The 16,569-nt window shown below is 72.7% G+C and carries 13 protein-coding genes; 7 read left to right on the top strand and 6 right to left on the bottom strand.

All coding sequences use genetic code 11. From position 1 onward, the window contains the following. The first annotated feature begins 105 nt into the window (after positions 1–105). A complete protein-coding gene (locus WMF29_RS26080) occupies positions 106–615 on the top strand; it encodes a hypothetical protein (RefSeq protein WP_437322847.1) in 510 nt (169 codons plus the stop codon). 108 nt (positions 616–723) lie between these two features. Here the strand turns inward: WMF29_RS26080 and ribA are convergent, their stop codons facing one another. The 3 genes from ribA to WMF29_RS26065 all read right to left on the bottom strand — a co-directional run bounded on the left by ribA (position 724) and on the right by WMF29_RS26065 (position 5,695). Beyond that, on the bottom strand, positions 724–1,491 hold the full coding sequence (gene ribA / locus WMF29_RS26075) for a GTP cyclohydrolase II (RefSeq protein ID WP_272093740.1): 768 nt from the start codon (positions 1,489–1,491) through the stop codon (positions 724–726). 235 nt (positions 1,492–1,726) lie between these two features. Beyond that, positions 1,727–3,178: an NAD(P)/FAD-dependent oxidoreductase gene (locus WMF29_RS26070; protein WP_437322846.1), complete on the bottom strand. Its 1,452-nt coding sequence runs from the start codon at positions 3,176–3,178 to the stop codon at positions 1,727–1,729. 588 nt (positions 3,179–3,766) lie between these two features. Then, a complete protein-coding gene (locus WMF29_RS26065) occupies positions 3,767–5,695 on the bottom strand; it encodes a type VI secretion system contractile sheath domain-containing protein (protein ID WP_437322845.1) in 1,929 nt (642 codons plus the stop codon). A gap of 80 nt (positions 5,696–5,775) precedes the next feature. Between WMF29_RS26065 and WMF29_RS26060 the strand changes: the two genes are divergently transcribed. The 5 genes from WMF29_RS26060 (at position 5,776) to WMF29_RS26040 (ending at position 11,550) form a co-directional block, all read left to right on the top strand. Continuing rightward, positions 5,776–7,149 (top strand): homoserine dehydrogenase, encoded by a 1,374-nt coding sequence (locus WMF29_RS26060; protein WP_437322844.1) that lies wholly within the window; start codon positions 5,776–5,778, stop codon positions 7,147–7,149. Beyond that, positions 7,146–8,075: a glutamate racemase gene (gene murI, locus WMF29_RS26055; protein WP_437322843.1), complete on the top strand. Its 930-nt coding sequence runs from the start codon at positions 7,146–7,148 to the stop codon at positions 8,073–8,075. Before WMF29_RS26060 ends, murI begins: the two co-directional genes overlap by 4 nt. A 52-nt stretch (positions 8,076–8,127) precedes the next feature. Next, positions 8,128–9,312 (top strand): chorismate synthase, encoded by a 1,185-nt coding sequence (aroC, locus tag WMF29_RS26050; RefSeq protein WP_437322842.1) that lies wholly within the window; start codon positions 8,128–8,130, stop codon positions 9,310–9,312. A gap of 5 nt (positions 9,313–9,317) precedes the next feature. Continuing rightward, a complete protein-coding gene (aroB, locus tag WMF29_RS26045; protein ID WP_437322841.1) occupies positions 9,318–10,928 on the top strand; it encodes a 3-dehydroquinate synthase in 1,611 nt (536 codons plus the stop codon). A gap of 238 nt (positions 10,929–11,166) precedes the next feature. After that, on the top strand, positions 11,167–11,550 hold the full coding sequence (locus WMF29_RS26040) for a response regulator transcription factor (RefSeq protein ID WP_272093733.1): 384 nt from the start codon (positions 11,167–11,169) through the stop codon (positions 11,548–11,550). Positions 11,551–11,805: 255 nt separating this feature from the next. Here the strand turns inward: WMF29_RS26040 and WMF29_RS26035 are convergent, their stop codons facing one another. Together WMF29_RS26035 and WMF29_RS26030 are read right to left on the bottom strand one after the other, a co-directional pair. Next, positions 11,806–12,552 carry a TenA family transcriptional regulator gene (locus tag WMF29_RS26035; protein WP_272093732.1) on the bottom strand — a complete coding sequence of 249 codons (747 nt, stop codon included), beginning with the start codon at positions 12,550–12,552 and terminating at the stop codon, positions 11,806–11,808. 296 nt (positions 12,553–12,848) lie between these two features. After that, entirely contained in the window at positions 12,849–13,454 is a 606-nt protein-coding gene (locus tag WMF29_RS26030) for a hypothetical protein (RefSeq protein WP_272093731.1), read from the bottom strand. A 491-nt stretch (positions 13,455–13,945) separates the two neighbouring features. Here WMF29_RS26030 and WMF29_RS26025 point away from each other — a divergent pair, with 491 nt between their 5' ends. Further along, entirely contained in the window at positions 13,946–14,722 is a 777-nt protein-coding gene (locus tag WMF29_RS26025) for a chlorite dismutase family protein (RefSeq protein ID WP_437322840.1), read from the top strand. Positions 14,723–14,737: 15 nt separating this feature from the next. Here the strand turns inward: WMF29_RS26025 and WMF29_RS26020 are convergent, their stop codons facing one another. Next, positions 14,738–16,513: a phospho-sugar mutase gene (locus tag WMF29_RS26020; protein WP_437322839.1), complete on the bottom strand. Its 1,776-nt coding sequence runs from the start codon at positions 16,511–16,513 to the stop codon at positions 14,738–14,740. Positions 16,514–16,569: the final 56 nt, after the last annotated feature.

Below are 16,569 nucleotides of genomic sequence, written 5' to 3'. Positions count from 1 at the left end.
CGGCCATGGCGACGGCGAGCTGCGGTCCCGCAATGGGCAGGCGCGCTTTCGCGCGCCCGTCTCGACGGGGGTCCGCCAGCTCGGCCCCATGAAGGAGTCGACGACATGCATGTCGTTCACCATTCGTCACACACCCGGTGGATCGCGGGAGGCCTGGCCGCCCCGCTCCTCGCCCTCCTCGCAGGTTGCAGCGATCAAGCGCTCGGGGCGCCCGTGCCGGCGCCCAGCGTCGAGCTGCCGCCTCGGTCCGCGCCCGGCGTGGGCCGGGAGCTGCCCCAGGGGAGCGCCGGTCAGGGCGAGCCCACGCTTCGGCCCGCCGCGACGGCGGCCGCGCTGCTGGGGCGCGACGAGCTGCTCCGGGAGGCCGGGCGGCTCGCGGAGATCAGGGCGGTGTTCGCGCGATCGCCGGAGGCGCCGCTCGCCCTGCTCGACGAGCACCAGGCCGAGTTCCCTGAGGGGAGCCTCGCGGCCGAGCGGGAGATCGTCGCGATCGACGCGCTGCTGCGCAGCGGGCGCGCCGACCAGGCGCGCACCCGCGCCGGGGCGTTCCTCTCGCATTTCCCGGCGAGCCCCCACGCGGACCGGGTGCGCCGCCTGACCGGCGCCGCGCCATGAGACGATCTCGACAGCGCCGCGCGGCGCCCCCGTAGCGCCGGACGGGCACCGATCGGAGGCTCGCGGCCGCAAAGGCTGCCGAGCCTGGGCCCCCGCGCCCGCGGGGCCTCAGCCCGCGGGCGCCGGCTCGGCCGGCTCGGATTCCGGCGGCGACATCCCGTCGACCACGACGGGATCGCTCTGCTCGACCAGGTGCGGCTTGCCCCACGTGTCGATGAAATGCCCCGAGCGCTTCGCCTTCGTCTCCAGGTAGAAGCGGTTGTGATCGTTCGGCGGTATCACGTGCGGGACGCGCCCGACCACGGAGACTCCGTATTGCGTCAGCTGCTGGACCTTGTTGGGGTTGTTCGTGATGAGCTCGATCGATCTCACGTTCAGGCTGCGCAGCATGTGCGCCGCGACGGCGTAGTCGCGCTCATCGTCCCTGAAGCCGAGCGCCAGGTTCGCCTCGACCGTGTCGAGCCCCTGGTCCTGCAGCGCGTACGCCCGGATCTTGTTGATGAGCCCGATCCCTCGTCCCTCCTGGCGCAGATAGAGCAGGATGCCCCGATCCATGCTCTTGATCTTCTTCAACCCTTCGAGGAGCTGATCGCGGCAGTCGCAGCGCAGCGAGCCCATGACGTCGCCTGTCACGCACTCGGAGTGCAGCCGCGTCGGTACGTTCGAGGCGCCGATGACGTCGCCGTGCACCATCGCGATGTGCTCCTTGGCGTCTCGGTTGTTCCAGAACGCGACGATGCGGAAGTGGCCGGCGCGCGTCGGCAGCTCGGCGACGCCGACCACCCGCACGCAGACGTTCACGTGGCCAACCCCGTCGCAGTCGTGCTCTCGATCGCGGGCGACGAGCTCCAGCAGCGGGTTCATCGAGTCGGTCATGTCCTGCCTCCGCGAGGAGCCGCCTCGCGAGCCGATCCGTCGTGGGTAAAGGCGCGCACTTCTTACCAGAACACGACGACCAGGCAACGCCCCGCCGCCGCGCCGGGCGGCCTTCCGCCGGAGGAGGCCTGTCGACACGGCATCACGGCGCGTTCGTCCTGCCGACACCGGCCCTCGCGCGGCGCGAAGCCGTCGCCGTCGTCGCGCGCCGGAGCGAAGCGGCGGGCTCAGCCGTTCAGGCGTCTTCGGGCCGCCCTCGGTGGGCCGCGCCGGCCGGGGCCACCTCGGGCAGCGACGCGGACCGCCCCGCGCGCAGCACGCGCAGGATCAGGCGAGGATCCAGGAGCGCCTCCGGCCCGTCGAGCATGTGCAACGCGCGCACGAAGCGCACGTAGACCTCGCGATCGACCTGCGCGGCCCGGTGCAGCATCCCGGTGTACCAGCGCATGATCGGCTGGAGGAACGGCCGCCGGCCCCTGGTCTCGGGGTAGGCGAGGTCTTCCCCGGTGGACATCCGCCACGGCAGGTCGACCGCCTTCGCCGCGGCCGCGTGGTAACGGCGGCCGAGGCCCGCCATCGCGCCGCGCCCCGCGCGGCGGCGCTGCTCCTTGAGCGCGGCGTCGAGCGCCAGCGCCTGGAGGCAGGCCGACGTCATCCCCTGGCCGTAAACGGGGTTGAAGCTGGCGAGCGCGTCGCCCAGCACGGCGAGCCCCTCGGGCATCCGCGCCATGCGCTCGTAGTGCCGCCGGAGGTGCGCCGGGAACTTGGAGACGGCGACGTCCGTCACCGGCTCGGCCCCGAGCAGCGCCCGGTAGAGCGCGTCGTTGGGCAGGCCCCGGGCGAACTCCAGGAAGCCCTCGGGATCGGCGGGCGGGTGATCGCCGAACAGGCCCGCCAGCACCACGATCCAGCGCCCACCCTCGATCGGCGCAATGCAACCGAACCGCCGGCTGTCGGACGGAGAGCCGAGGACGTACAGCGACTTCCACGGGAGCTGCGCCGGATCCCGCGGCCGGTACTGCCGGCTGGCATACCCCACCCGGACCTGGATCGTCGACTCGTCGGGCCGCCGGTAGCCGAGCGCCTCGAGCCACGCCGGCGCGCGCGAGCCGCGCCCGCTGGCGTCCACCACGAGCTCCGCCGGCAGCCGCTCGATCCGGCCGCCCTCGTCGCGTTGCCGGACCACGACGCCCGTGATCCGGGAGCGATCGGGAGACGCCGAGAGCTCCACCACCTCGCGCTGGTCGAGGCGCCGCACCCTGGGCAGCGCGAACGCGCGGCGGCGCACGTGCGCCTCCAGCAGCGGACGGGTCATGCACACGGTCCGCACCCCCGTCTCGAAGCGCGGCTTCCAGGCGCCGTGGTGGTGCCAGGCCAGGCCGAGCCCGAAGTCGTACGCGACGGCTCCGTCCTGGAGCAACTCCCCGGTGAAGCCGGGGAACAGGTCGTTCAGGATGCGCTCTCCCTGGGCGAGCAGCCCGTGGAGCTGGCGAGCCTGGGGCACGCCCTTGCGGGCCTCGCGGAGGTCATCCGGGATGGCGTCGCGCTCGACGACGGCCACCTCGCCGAAATGGTCGGCGAGCACGCGGGCTGCGACCAGGCCCCCGATGCTCCCACCGATCACCACCGCCCTGCGGCCGGCGAACGGGCGACTCGAGCGGATGTCCTCCTGGGTGCAAGGCTTCATGAAGCCGCCAGGATTGCAATCCTCGGGCCGTCCCTGAGGATTGCAAGGCCGGCGCAATGCTCGCTTCGTGATGAGGCGGTCAACGCGCGTTGCGCGCGCTGCGCACATCGCGCGCGACGCGCTACTGCCCCACTGAGCAGCTGCGCAACTACGCAACTCGCCGCGCTCCGTCGAGGTGAAAGCGACGATCACTCCTGCGCTCTTCGTCGCCATCAAAGAAGGACCTCCGATGCGGCCGGCGCGGAGAGGCCGTATCGACGCGCCGCCCCCCGCTGGCGGGTGGCCGTTCCGCGGCGCGTGTGAGAGAGGGCACCGCTCACGCACCGGTCCTCGCGTCTTCGCGAGAGGCGCGCGACGCGCATCGCAATGCCGTGCGCCCGGAGCCGCGCGACGTGGCCCGCCGTCGCCGCGATGGGCGGCGGGCTACTTCTTGCGACAGCCGCAGTCGGACGTCGGCGCCTGCGGGGCCGCCGGCCGCTGGCACGTGGTCACGAGGGTGCTCAGGACTGCGAGGAGGATCGCAACGCGGAGCCGCATGGCGGTGATCCTCCCCCGCGCGCCGGGCGGCGTCAATCCGGCGCTGTGGGCTCAGCCGAGCGGCATCTCGAGCGACACCTCGTCGAGCCCGACGCCGAGGAAGCGGCGCGGGCGCACCGTGACCGCGATCTGCGCGCCGCCCTCGCCGCGGGCGGCCTTCACGGTGAGCTCGACGCTTGCGGGCGGCGCGTTCTCGAACAGCGCCCAGAGGGCGCCCTCGACGACCGGCTGGACCTCCGCCGGGTCGCTCTCCGGGGGCAGCTTCGAGCAGAGCGCGCGCAGGAACTGGACGACGCGCGCGACGAAGAGCTGATCGACGAGCGAGACGCGCTCGAGGCGCTCCTCCGGCTCGGCCGTGGGGCTGTCGTACGTGAGCTTCTCCGGCGGGACGTAGGCCGTCGGCGCGGCGAGGACGTACACCGCGTCGCTGTTCGGGGCCGACGCGAGCAGGAGCACGCCGCTCTTCGAGAGCTCGCGCTGGGTGTCCGTCGACACGAACGCCTCGGTCGGGATCGCGACGCCCTCGTCGCCCTCGTACGCGCCCTTGACCTCGTGCACCGGCAGGTCCCCGAGCGTCCCGCCGCCCTTCGCGCCCGTCACGCGGCAGGGCCATGCGGTCTCGCGGAAGCTCCCCGCGATCAGCGCGCCGACGACGTACGCCGGCGAGATCCAGACGCGGCCGCCCTCATCGCCGGGCTGCTCGGCGATCGCCGCTTCCCGGATCCGGGAGGTCGATCGGTCGTACGGCGCCCGGCCGAGCACGCGGTTCATCGCGATCGCGACCCACCGCGCGCCATGCCGCGCTGCAGCGGAGCGCCACGGCGCGCGGTGCGGCGCCCGGAACAGCGCGGCCTTGTTGTCGAGCCGCTCGACGCCGCCGAGATCGTCGACCCCGAGCAGGCGCGCGTCGCCGTTCACCACGGCGGGGAGCGCGTGCGCCTCGGCGACGCGCGCGATCTCCTCGAGCCGCGCGAGCGACGCGGCGCTGCCGTCGATCGCGACGTCCACGATGGCGACCGACGCCGGCGGCTCGGAGCTCGCCGTCTGCGCGAGCACCCGCGCGAGCGCGGAGGCCGCCTCGTCGGGCCGCGCGCTCACGACGTCGAACCGGACGCCCTCCGCCCCCTTCGCGCGCTCCACGAGCAGGCTCAGCCCGCGCCACGCCTCCTCGAGGCGCCGCACCTCGGGGTGCTGCAGGATCGCGCCGAGCTGCGCGCCGATCGCGCGCTCGATCTGCGCGATCGCCTCCGCGGGCCGAGCGGGCTGGCCCGCGCGCGGGCGGGCGCTCGCCGCCACGGTCGCGATGAGCTCCGAGAACCGCCCTCCCTCCGCCGGCTTCTCATCGAGGCCGCCCGGCGTCGCCGGTGGGGGCGCCGCCTCGGCGCCCTCGCCCCCGCCGAGGTCGACCATCGAGAGCAGCGCGTCCACGTCGGAGCCGGGCGCGGGCGCCGGCGCTGCGGGCCGATCCGCGACGGGCGCCGCGGACCGGCCGGGCGACGCGTCCCGGCGCTCCGGGAGGAGGCCCAGGATGTCGCGCACCAGCGGGGAGCCGCCCCAGAGCCGATCGAGCTCGGCGCGCGCCTGGTCGAGCGTGGCCGAGCCGTCGCGCAGCCGATCCAGGACCCGGCGGCCGTCGAGCAGCGAGCGCAGCAGCGGCACCTCGGCGCACAGCGCGTCGGGCCGGAAGCTCTTCAGCCCGGCGGGCGCGAGGTCGACGCGCACCGCCCGGCCCGCCGCGAGCACGCTCGGCACCTCGATCGCGAGCCGTGGCCGGAGCATCGTGAAGAGGTTATCGAAGCGGCTCCCGTCGACGCGGATCGCGCCCGAGGGCGGGCTCGCGCCGGCGTTGTGCGGATCGCGCGGGGTGAGATCGGCGACGACGAGCACGCGCAGCGGGAGCAGCGGCCCCCGTTCCGTGGCGCCCCCGTCCTCGCCGACGTGGAACCTGAACTCGTCGCCCAGAACGCCCTTTTCCGTCATGGCCAGCGCAGCATAGGCGTCACCTCTCGGCGCGAGAAGCGCTAAGCTCCGCGCGCATGAAGACGGAAGGCGGTCCGCCCTTGAACTTGAACCCTGAACCCCACGCCGCCAGCGATCGCAGGCGCCTTCGCGGGGGCGCCCCGATCCAGATCGGGCTCCTCGGCTGCGGGACGGTCGGCGGCGGCGTCCTGCGCCTCCTGGCCGAGAACTCCGGTTACCTGGCGGAGCGCGCAGGCGTCCCCCTCGTCGTGAAGCGCGTGGTCGTGCGCGACCTCGAGAAGGAGCGCGTCGCCGCCCTGGATCGCGGCCTGCTCACCACGAACCCCGAGGAGGTGGTCGACGACCCCACGATCGACGTCGTCGTCGAGGTGATGGGCGGCGAGACGCCCGCGCGCGCGCTGATCGAGCGCGCCATCGACCGCGGCAAGGGCGTGGTCACCGCGAACAAGCTGCTGCTCGCCGCCCACGGCCCCGCGCTCCTCGCGCGCGCCTCGGCGCGCCAGGTCGATCTCGCGTTCGAGGGGGCGGTCGGCGGCGGCATCCCGATCATCCGGACGCTCCGGGACGCGTTCGCCAGCGACTGGGTCGAGCGCGTCACCGCGATCCTTAACGGCACCTGCAACTACATCCTCACCCGCATGCGCGACACGGGCGCGTCGTTCGACGCCGCGCTGCGCGAGGCGCAGACGCTCGGCTACGCCGAGGCCGACCCGTCGCTCGACGTCGACGGCCACGACGCGGCGCACAAGCTGATCGTCCTGGCGATGCTCGCCTTCGGGGCGCAGGTCGACAGCGCCGACGTGCACACGTCCGGGATCCGGAGCATCGAGGAGGCCGACCACCGCTACGCCGATCGGTTCGGCTACACCATCAAGCACCTGGCGATCGGCCGCGACCTCGGCGATTCCATCGAGCTGCGCGTGCACCCCACGCTGATCCCGAAGGAGAGCGTGCTCGCCAACGTCTCCGGCGTGCTCAACGCCGTGCTGCTCGAGGGGCGCGCCGTCGGCCCGTCGCTCGTCTACGGCCGCGGCGCCGGCGACCTGCCGACCGCGGTCAGCGTCGTCTCCGACATCCTCGACGTCGCGCGCTCGATCGCGTCGGGCGTCGCGGGCATGCAGGGCCGCGGCATGTCGATCAAGCCCCGCGCGGTCCGCCCGCTCGGCGAGATCGTCTCCCGGTACTACCTGCGCTTCGCCGTCGAGGACCGGCCGGGCGTCATGGGGCGCCTCGCCGGCGCGCTCGGCGACGCGGGCGTCAGCATCGAGCAGATCGTGCAGCAGGGGCCGACGAACTCGAGCTCGGGCGCGGCGCCCGCTCGTCAGCCCGCGGTGGACGTCGTGCTCATCACGCACGACGCGCGGGAGGGGCTCGTGCGGAACGCGCTCGACGCGATCGCACGCGAGCAGTTCCTCCGCGAGCCGGTGCACCTGTTCCGCATCGAGGAGCCGTGACGTCCCACAGCGACGCGCCGCTCGGCGTGTTCGACTCGGGCCTCGGCGGCCTCACGGTCGTGCGCGCGCTGCGCAGGCGCTGCCCGGCGGAGGACATCGTCTACCTGGGCGACACGGCGCGCGTCCCGTACGGCACGCGGTCGCCGGAGACGGTGGTCCGCTACGCGCTCGGCTGCGCGCGCGTGCTCATCGGCCGCGGCGTCAAGGCGATCGTGGTCGCGTGCAACACGGTGAGCGCCGTCGCGATCGACATGCTCCGGGTCGAGCTGGATCTGCCCGTCCTCGGGGTCATCCTGCCCGGCGCCCGCGCCGGCGTCGCCGCGTCGCGCGGCGCGACGATCGGCGTGCTCGGGACGGCCGGGACGATCGCGTCCGGCGCCTATCCCCGCGCCGTGGCGTCGCTCAGCACCCGCACCGAGGTCGCCGGCCAGGCGGCCCCGCTGCTCGTCTCGCTGGCGGAGGAGGGGTGGATCGAAGGCGAGGTCCCGCGCCTCGTCGCGCGGCGGTACCTGGAGCCGCTCATCGGCGCGGGCGCCCGGTCGATCGTGCTCGGGTGCACGCACTTCCCGCTGCTCCGCGGCGCGATCGAGGCCGAGACGGCGTCGCTCGCCGGTGGCCCCCTCCCGATCGTGGACAGCGCGTCGGCGACCGCGGAGGAGGTGGCCTCGTTCCTCGCCGAGCGGGGGCTCGCGACCTCCCGGAGCACGCCGGGCGCTCTCTCGCTCCTCGTCACGGATCTACCGAAGAGCTTCGCCACCGTGGCGGCCAGGTTCCTCGGGGAGCCGGTCGTCGCGGACGGCGCCGCCAGCTCCTCGACCCGGGTTGGCGCTGCTGTCCGCTCCCCGATCCAGGTCGGCGGGGACGCCGCTGGCCATTCTTCCAATTTTTCCGCCCAAGGCGTCGACGTGGAGCAGATCGACCTGTAATACGCAGCAAGCTTCGCTCGGGGCTCCGGGCGCAGAGGAGGTTTTCCACACGATGACGCAGCTCAGGTGGCTTTCGGCCGGCGAGTCGCACGGGCCGGAGCTCGTGGCGACCGTCGAGGGTATTCCGGCGGGCATGCCGCTCCTTGCCGAGGACATCGACGAGGATCTGGCGCGGCGGCAGCGCGGCTACGGGCGCGGCGGGCGGATGAAGATCGAGACCGATCGCGTCCGCCTCGTCGCCGGCGTGCGCGGCGGCGAGACGCTCGGCGGCCCCATCGCCATGGTGATCGAGAACCGCGATCACGCGAGCTGGGCCGGGCGGATGGGCCCCGAGCCGTTCCCCGAGCCGCCCGAGGCGCTGACCCGCCCGCGCCCCGGCCACGCGGATCTGGCCGGCGGCCTGAAGTACGCCCGGCGGGACCTGCGCGACGTGCTCGAGCGGGCGAGCGCGCGCGAGACCGCGGCGCGGGTCGCGGTGGGCGGCGTCTGCCGCAAGCTCCTCCGGTCCGTCGGCGTCGAGGTCTTCGCCCACGTCCTGTCGATCGGCCCGGTGGCGTCGCCGACCTCCGCCGCCTCGGGCGGGGGTGAGCTCCCGCTCACCGAGCTCCGGGAGCGCGCCCGCGCCTCGGATCTCGCGTGCGTCGACGCCGCTGCCGCGCAGGCGATGCGCGACGCCATCCGCGAGGCGGCGCACCGGGGCGACACGCTCGGCGGCGTCTTCGAGGTGATCGCCACGGGCCTGCCGCCCGGGCTCGGGAGCCACGTGCAGTGGGACCGCAAGCTCGACGGCCGGCTCGCGCAGGCGCTGATGAGCATCCAGGCGATCAAGGGCGTCGAGATCGGCATCGGCTTCGAGGCCGCGCGCATCTCGGGCTCCGAGGTGCACGACCCGATCGCCTACGATCAGGGGGCGCACGCCTTCACCCGCCCGTCGAACCGCGCCGGCGGCCTCGAGGGCGGCATCACGAACGGCATGCCGCTCATCTGCCGCGCCGCCATGAAGCCGATCGCGACGCTCAAGCGCGCGCTCCCCTCCGTCGACGTGCGCACCAAGGAGCAGTTCGACGCCGCCTTCGAGCGCAGCGACGTCTGCGCCGTCGCGGCCGCCTCCGTCGTCGGCGAGGCGATGGTCGCGATCACGCTCGCCGCCGCCCTGCTCGAGAAATTCGGCGGCGACAGCCTCACCGAGCTCTCGCGCAACGTCGACAGCTACCTCCAGCAGGTCCGCTCTTACTGAAGGCCATGGAATTCCCTCCCGACGCACCTCCGCTCCTGCTCACCGGCTTCATGGGGGCAGGCAAGTCCACCGTGGGCCGCATCGCCGCCGCGCGTACGGGGCTCCCGTTCCTCGATCTCGACGACGCCATCGTCGAGGAGGCCGGCGAGAGCGTCCCGTCGCTCTTCGCCACGCGCGGCGAGGCTGGCTTCCGCGCGCTGGAGGCGGCGACCCTGCGCCGGCTCCTCGCGGCGCGCGGCCCGCGCATCATCGCCCTCGGCGGCGGCGCCCTCGTCGATCCCGCGCTCCGCGCCGAGGCGCTCGAGCGCGGCTGCGTCGTCGCGCTCACCGCGGCCCCGCGCACGATCGCCGCGCGCACGCAGAACGGCAACCGCCCGCTCCTCGACGGCGCGCCGGATCGCGAGGCGCGCATCCGCGAGCTCCTGGCCGCGCGCGCCCCTGTCTACGCCGATGCCCACGCGCGCGTCGTGACCGACGGCGTCTCCCCCGCGGACGTCGCGGCGCGGGTCCTCCGCGCCTACGCGGATCGCCCGCTCTTCGTGCCGCTCGGCGACAAGAGCTACGCGGTGCGCATCGCCTCCGACGGGGCGGCGTCCACGGCGGACGCCGTCGCCGCGCTTGCGCCGACGTCCGTCTTCGTCGTCACGGACGAGAACGTGAGCCGCCTCTGGGGCGCGCCGCTGCTCGCCGCGCTCGCGGCGCAGGGGACGCCGGCCGCGGCCGTCACGGTGCTCAAGCCCGGCGAGGAGCACAAGCGGCTCGCGGCCGTCGAGGCGGCGCTGACGGCGATGATCGACGCCGGCGCCGACCGCGGCGCGGTGGTGCTCGCGCACGGCGGGGGCGTGGTGACCGACATCGGCGGCTTCGCTGCGTCCACGCTGCTCCGGGGCGTCCGCTGGGTCGCGGCGCCGACCACGCTCCTCTCGATGGTCGACGCCTCGGTCGGCGGCAAGACCGGGGTCGACCTCGGGCCCGCGAAGAACGCCGTCGGAACGTTCCACCAGCCGTCCGCGGTCGTCGCGAGCCCGGCGGCGCTCGCCACCGAGACCGACCGCGCTTACCGGAGCGGGTTCGCGGAGGTGGTGAAGTCGGCCTGCATCGGCGATCCGGAGCTGCTCACGCTGCTCGAGCGCGAGGCCGACCGCGTCCTCGCGCGCGACCTCGGCGTGCTCGCCGAGGTCATCCGCCGCTCGATCGCCGTGAAGGCGGCCATCGTTTCTCGCGATGAGCGCGAGTCGGGCGACCGCGCCCTCCTGAACCTCGGCCACACGCTCGGGCACGCCCTCGAGGCCGAGGGCGGGTTCGTCCGGCTGGCCCACGGCGAGGCGGTGGCGCTCGGCATGGTGGCCATGTTCCGCGTCGGCTGCGCGCTCGGCGTGACCGACCGCGGGGCGGCCGACCGGGCGACCCGCCTGCTCGCGCGGCTCGGCCTGCCCACCCGGATCGAGGACGAGCCGGTCTCCGCCGCGCTGCGCTTCCTGTCGCTCGACAAGAAGCGCCGGGGCTCGTCGGTCCGGACGGTGCTGATGCGGGACATCGGCAGCACGTTCGTGGAGCCGATGCCGCTCGATCGCCTCGCCTCGCTCCTCGAGCGCGCCGCCGCCGGCGCGACCTGATCCCTTCACGCCACGTCCGCCTCCCGCCTCCGGACGCGCGACCTCGTTTGGTCCCGGGCGTTCTCTCCCGAGATGCTTTCGGGGCTGCGTGCGTCGAAGTCCCTCATCGCTGAGCGCCTCCGGCGCAGACGGCGCTTGCGCTGTCGGTGAATAAATCGATGTGTTTCCAACGTTCTTCGGAAAAAAATCCCGGCACACCGCCCGCATCGTCCGCTCCGCGCTATCTTTCCCGGCGCCGATGGTGACCGCGACGAAGAAGAGAATCCTGGTGGTGGAGGACGAGCAGGACACGGCGGCGATGATCGCCCGGTTCCTCGGCGACGAGTTCGACACCGTGGTCGCGACGAACGGGCTCGATGGGCTCGCGCTGGCCCAGCAGGAGCCGCGTCCCGATCTGGTGATCGTGGACATCATGATGCCGAAGCTCGACGGGGTGAGCATGACGAAGCGGCTCCGCGAGCACGAGCCGACGCGCCGGGTGCCGATCATCTTCCTGACCGCCAAGTCGGATCCGATGGACGTCATCGCCGGCATCCAGGCGGGCGCTCGCCATTACATCACGAAGCCCTTCGTGCTCGACGATCTCAAGAAAAAGGTCCGCAAAGCCGTCTACGGCCGTTGAGCGGCGGACTGAAGAGGTCAAGAGAAGGGGAGGAGACAGACTGGCGATCTCGGCATCTCCGAGGTTTCTTTGCTCGCGCCAGTCCGTTTCTCGCGTGCTGCGTGGTGCTGCTGGATAGGAATCCCGGCGGTTTTCGCCGCCGTCACGCGCCGTCGCCGTGTGGCGCTGGCGTTGGGGTCTATGAGGTTTCTTCGGAGATCTCGTATCTCCGTCGGGGCCCGGCGCAGCGGCGGGGGCGCTGGCGCGGGGGGCGCGTCAGCTGCCGCCGCGGCTCGGGACGCTGACGGCCTTGAAGGCGCGCTCGAACAGCTCGAGGGAGCGGCTGATGCTCGACTGCACCCGGCGCATCTCCTCGCCAGAGGTGGTCGCGAGCTTGACGATCTCGAGCGCCTCGCGCGGGTGCGCGTCATCGTAGTTCGCGTGCGCCGCGAGCCACGTCAGCGACTTGCTCCCCTCGCCATAGAGCTTCGTGAAGGCCGGCAGCACCACGCGAGACCACTCGCCGGTGATCCCCTCGATCGCGTAGTTCACGGCGCCGACCGCCTCCGCGAGCGAGCCGCGGTAGGAGATCGACCAGAGCCAGTCGAAGAGCGACGCCACCTCCGGGCTCGGGCGGTGGCTCGTGATCTCCGCGGTGCTGATCCCGTGCCCCGCCGCCCAGTCGAGGTACCAGCGCACGTGCAACGCCTCGACCCGGATGTTGCCGATGAGCCAGTCGCGCACCAGGAAGTCGCGCGGTGACTGGCCGTACGTCGTCTTGGCAAGGCTGAGCCCCATGTACTTCGGGAACGCCTCGACCACACAGAAGAACTCCCGGAGGAGCACGCTCCAGGTCTCGTGATCGATCGGCTCCGTCAGCGTTCGCGCGATCGGCGGCGTGTAGACCGCGGCCTTCCACTGGTCGGCCAGGGACTCGAGCATGTCGTCGATCCAGACGGGGTGCGGCGTCGCCTTGAGGCTGTCCTTGACTTCCTTGTGCCGCTGCGAGCGAGGTGACAGCATGAAATTACCTGGAGGGTTTCTGAGTCAATCTCCCTCGTGGCTGCCCGCCGGTCTCTACCCCACCGAATCACCTCAAGCTGACCGGCCAGCGGCCGTCAGGAGACAATCCGCGGCGCAGGCACGATGCTGACCCCCGAGCACGACAGAAGAGAGGGCCAGCACGACGACCTCACGATGAGAGGCTTCGTGTACATGTGTCCCGCCTGCATCCAGTCTGGATCAGGGGGAAGGAGCAAGTCAATAGACAAACGCGGGCGCCGCCGCAACGACAAGAGGGCCGATCTCGCTCAGGTCGCTCACCATACGACCTCGGAGAGGCACTCGGTCGCGCCGCGGAACCGGCACCGCTGGTGGGTTACCTTTGGGGTGGACGCGCCGCACAGGAGGAGCGCCTGCTCCACCCAGCCGCAGACACCTTCTCCGCAGTTCATCGCGGAGGGCCCCTCGTCGTCGCCGGTCGGGCCTGTGATGGTCAGCACCCATTCCCGCGGCTTCACCATGCGCGGGAAGACCTTCCCGGAGTCGAAGTAGCGCGACCAGAACATTCCAGTCCGGGCGACGATCGTGTCGGGCATCGCGATCGAGAGCGCGAACTTCAACACCGTATTGAGGTCGCGATCCGCGACGTAGCGGGCAAACCGCTTGATCTCGGCGGCCTGGTCGCTCGCAGTCCGCACGTGCGTTCGCAGGGCCCGGTTCCAGACGCCGATCGGATACCAGCTGCTCACCAGCAGCGGCTGATAGAGTACGTCCCGGTCTGACTTGGGCAGCGACGTCACCAGGCGCTCCCACGCACCGGCGTCGCGGTTCGTCGTGACGAACGACCGGAGGTTGACCAGCAACGTTCCTTTGCATCTGCCGGCGGGGATCGAGGTCTTGGTCTTCGTCTCGTGCGTCTTCATCGCGGCGAACCTACGGCGGGAAGGCCCTGGCGAAGCTGAGCCCGATCGCGGGCATGGCGCACGTGCCCTCGGGCGGGAAACCCTGCCCAGGAGCACATCGTCGGGGCAACTTCAGGAGTCGTGGTTGTACCTCGCAGGGGAGCGTGAGTCGGGCTCGATGGCAAGAGATGATTACGTGGGAGCAGCCGTACGACACGAGCCGACGTGGCCCTGCGCAAGATCACGCCGGTTGTCCAGCTCTCCTTTCGACCCGAGACGCCAGACCCGAGGCGACCGCCGCAGGCGTCAACGTGCGCAATCGTGTAATGCGCATTACGTGATTTCGTGCCGCGCTCGTCGTCGTCGTGGCGTCGTGGCCGTCGACGGGCGCTCGTGGCGCTGACGGGGGCTCGCAGCGGCGACGGGCGCTCGCGGCGGGGGCTGCGCGTCGCCTGCGGAGGTGCTGCGCCTGGCAGTTGCCGTCCTCCGCGAACCTCGGTACCCCTACGCCCATGAGCGAACCCACCACGGGCCGGCCCGCCGCCGGCCACGCGGAGCCCGAGCTGCCGCACATCGACGTCGCCGAGCGGGGGGCGCCGCGCGACGGCCAGCCGCAGGTCATCGACCGCCGGCTGTTCATGCAGCTGCTCGTGTTCCGTTGCCGCGGCGACGCCGATCCGGCGGAGCTGACCCGCGCAGCCGGCCAGGCGCTCTCGTCCCAGCGCGTCGGCGCCGTCGTCTACGAGGACATCAACGATCCGCGCGGGATCGCTGTGCTCACATGGGCGGAGGACCCCGCCTTCTTCGTCCAGACCGTCCGCCCGGCGCTCAACCGCAACGAGCTCCGGGCCCTGGAGCTTCGCCCCGATTTCACGATGCTGGGGCGCACGTACTCCACCGGCTACGAGCAGGACCTCGACTACTGGCTGCTCCGGCGCCCGGCGGAGACCGTCTCGAACCCCGCCTGGCCGTGGGCCGTGTGGTATCCGCTCCGCCGCAGCGGCGCGTTCTCCAAGCTCGAGGGGCGCGAGCAAGGGAGCATCCTGCGCGAGCACGGCACCATCGGCAGGGCCTATGGCGCCCAGGACCTCGCCCACGACATCCGCCTCGCGTGCCACGGCCTCGACGCCCGCGACAACGAGTTCGTGATCGGGCTCGTCGGCAAGGAGCTCCACCCGCTCTCCCACATCGTGCAGACGATGCGGAAGACCCGCCAGACCTCGGAGTTCATCAGCCAGATGGGCCCGTTCTTCGTCGGCCGCGCCGCCTTCCGCAGCCCGGGCGGCTGACGGGACCGCTCCCCCTCAGCCGATGCCGGCGAGGCCCGAGAACGCCCGGGCCAGGGCGTCGAGCCGCCCCGTCGCGCGGGCCTCGGCGTCGCCCAGCGGCTCGTCCGCGGCGACCTCCTCGCGCACGTCGAAGTAGAACTTGATCTTCGGCTCCGTGCCGCTCGGGCGGGCGATGAGCCGGCTCCCGCCGTCGAGCTCGTACACGAGCACGTTGCTCGGAGGCAGCACGAGCGGCTCGACGAGGCCGTCGCTCGTGGTGCGCGTGCGCGCCTCGAAATCGCGCCACGCCACCACGGGGACGCCGCCGATCGCGGCCGGCGGGCTCTTCCTCAGCGCGGCCATGATCGCGGCGATCTTCTCGAGGCCGTCGACGCCGCGCAGGGTGTACGAGCGCTGCCCGCTCATGTAGAGGCCGTACTTGCGGGTGATCGCCTGGAGCTCGTCGAGCAGCGTCCTGCCCTCGGCCTTGCGCACCGCCGCGAGCTCGGCGACCAGCGCCGCGGCGCTGATGCCGTCCTTGTCGCGCACGACCGGGCCGACGGTGTAGCCGAGCGCCTCCTCGAAGCCGAACACGAAGCGGGCGCCGGTCGAGCGCTCGATGTCCATCGCCCGGTTGGCGATCCACTTGAACCCGGTCAGCGTCTCCTCGTAATGAACCCCGAGCGCCGCGGCGATCACGCCGAGCATCGGGGTCGAGACGCAGGAGGCCAGCACGAGCCGGCGCTCGTCCGCGCCCTGCGCCCGCCCCTCGGTGAGCAGGTAATGGCCGAGGAGCACCCCGACCTGGTTGCCCGTGAGCTGCTCGTACTCGCCGTCTGGGCGCCTCACCGCCACGGCGAGCCGGTCGACGTCGGGATCGTTGGCGAGGACGAGATCGGCGCCCTCCTGCTTCGCGAGGGCGAACGCCAGGTCCATGGCGCCCTTCTCCTCGGGGTTCGGGAACGCGACCGTGGGGAACGCGCCGTCCGGCTCGGCCTGCTCGGGCACGCTCGCCACGCGCGTGAAGCCGGCCTCGCCGAGCGCCCGGTGGACCAGGCGGTCGCCGACGCCGTGAAGCGGCGTGTAGACGATGCAGAGGGCGCGATCCCCGTCGCTCCGCACCGCGAGGCCGCGGATCGCGCCGAGGTAGCGCCGCTCCAGGTCCTCGGGGAAGTCGCGCACGAGCCCGAGCCTCCTCGCCTCGTCGAGGGGCATGCGGGGGACCTGATCCGCCGGCGGCGAGGCGTCGATCGCCGTCGCGATGCTTGTGTCGTGCGGTGGGATGATCTGCGCGCCGTTGTCCCAGTACACCTTGAAGCCGTTGTACTCGGGCGGGTTGTGGCTCGCCGTCACCATCACGCCCGCGGCCGCGCCGAGGTGGCCGACAGCGAACGCGGCGATCGGCGTGGGGCAGGGGACGGGCGAGAGGTGGCTCGGGATGCCCGCGGCGGCGAGGGCGCAGGCGGTGTCCTCCGCGAACTCGCGGCTCATCCGGCGGCCGTCGTAGCCGATGACGACGCCGGCGCTCCGCGCCTTGTCGCCGATCGCTTCGAGGAGGTGACGGGCGAGGCCCGCGGTCGTGCGGAGGATGACGGCGCGGTTCATCCGGCTCTCGCCGGCCCCGAGCACGCCGCGGATGCCCGCGGTGCCGAACTCCAGAGGACCGGCGAAGCGCTCGGCGAGCTCGGCGCGGACGCCGTCCTCGCCCGCCCTGGCCGCGTCGATGAGCCGGCGCAGCTCGCTCTGGGTCTCCGGATCGGGGTCGTGGGCAAGCCAGCGTTCGGCGGGCTCGAGGACGAAGTCGTGGCTCACGCCTGGTATTTAGTTCATGCCGGCCGTGGTTTGCACGACGACCACGCGCGATTCGG

It is taken from the genome of Sorangium sp. So ce381 (assembly GCF_051473845.1).
Lineage (GTDB): Bacteria > Myxococcota_A > Polyangia > Polyangiales > Polyangiaceae > Sorangium > Sorangium atrum.
The sequence above is the reverse complement of the archived record's forward strand: the minus strand, read 5'-3'. Positions and strand labels throughout refer to the sequence as shown.

Excerpts from the sequence above, each read along its gene's own strand:
- aroB (WP_437322841.1), top strand. The coding sequence starts at position 9,318 with ATGGAATTCCCTCCCGACGCACCTCCGCTCCTGCTCACCGGCTTCATG.
- WMF29_RS26030 (WP_272093731.1), bottom strand. The coding sequence starts at position 13,454 with ATGAAGACGCACGAGACGAAGACCAAGACCTCGATCCCCGCCGGCAGA.
- WMF29_RS26080 (WP_437322847.1), top strand. The coding sequence starts at position 106 with ATGCATGTCGTTCACCATTCGTCACACACCCGGTGGATCGCGGGAGGC.
- ribA (WP_272093740.1), bottom strand. The coding sequence starts at position 1,491 with ATGACCGACTCGATGAACCCGCTGCTGGAGCTCGTCGCCCGCGATCGA.
- WMF29_RS26040 (WP_272093733.1), top strand. The coding sequence starts at position 11,167 with ATGGTGACCGCGACGAAGAAGAGAATCCTGGTGGTGGAGGACGAGCAG.
- WMF29_RS26035 (WP_272093732.1), bottom strand. The coding sequence starts at position 12,552 with ATGCTGTCACCTCGCTCGCAGCGGCACAAGGAAGTCAAGGACAGCCTC.
- WMF29_RS26065 (WP_437322845.1), bottom strand. The coding sequence starts at position 5,695 with ATGACGGAAAAGGGCGTTCTGGGCGACGAGTTCAGGTTCCACGTCGGC.
- WMF29_RS26025 (WP_437322840.1), top strand. The coding sequence starts at position 13,946 with ATGAGCGAACCCACCACGGGCCGGCCCGCCGCCGGCCACGCGGAGCCC.
- WMF29_RS26070 (WP_437322846.1), bottom strand. The coding sequence starts at position 3,178 with ATGAAGCCTTGCACCCAGGAGGACATCCGCTCGAGTCGCCCGTTCGCC.
- aroC (WP_437322842.1), top strand. The coding sequence starts at position 8,128 with ATGACGCAGCTCAGGTGGCTTTCGGCCGGCGAGTCGCACGGGCCGGAG.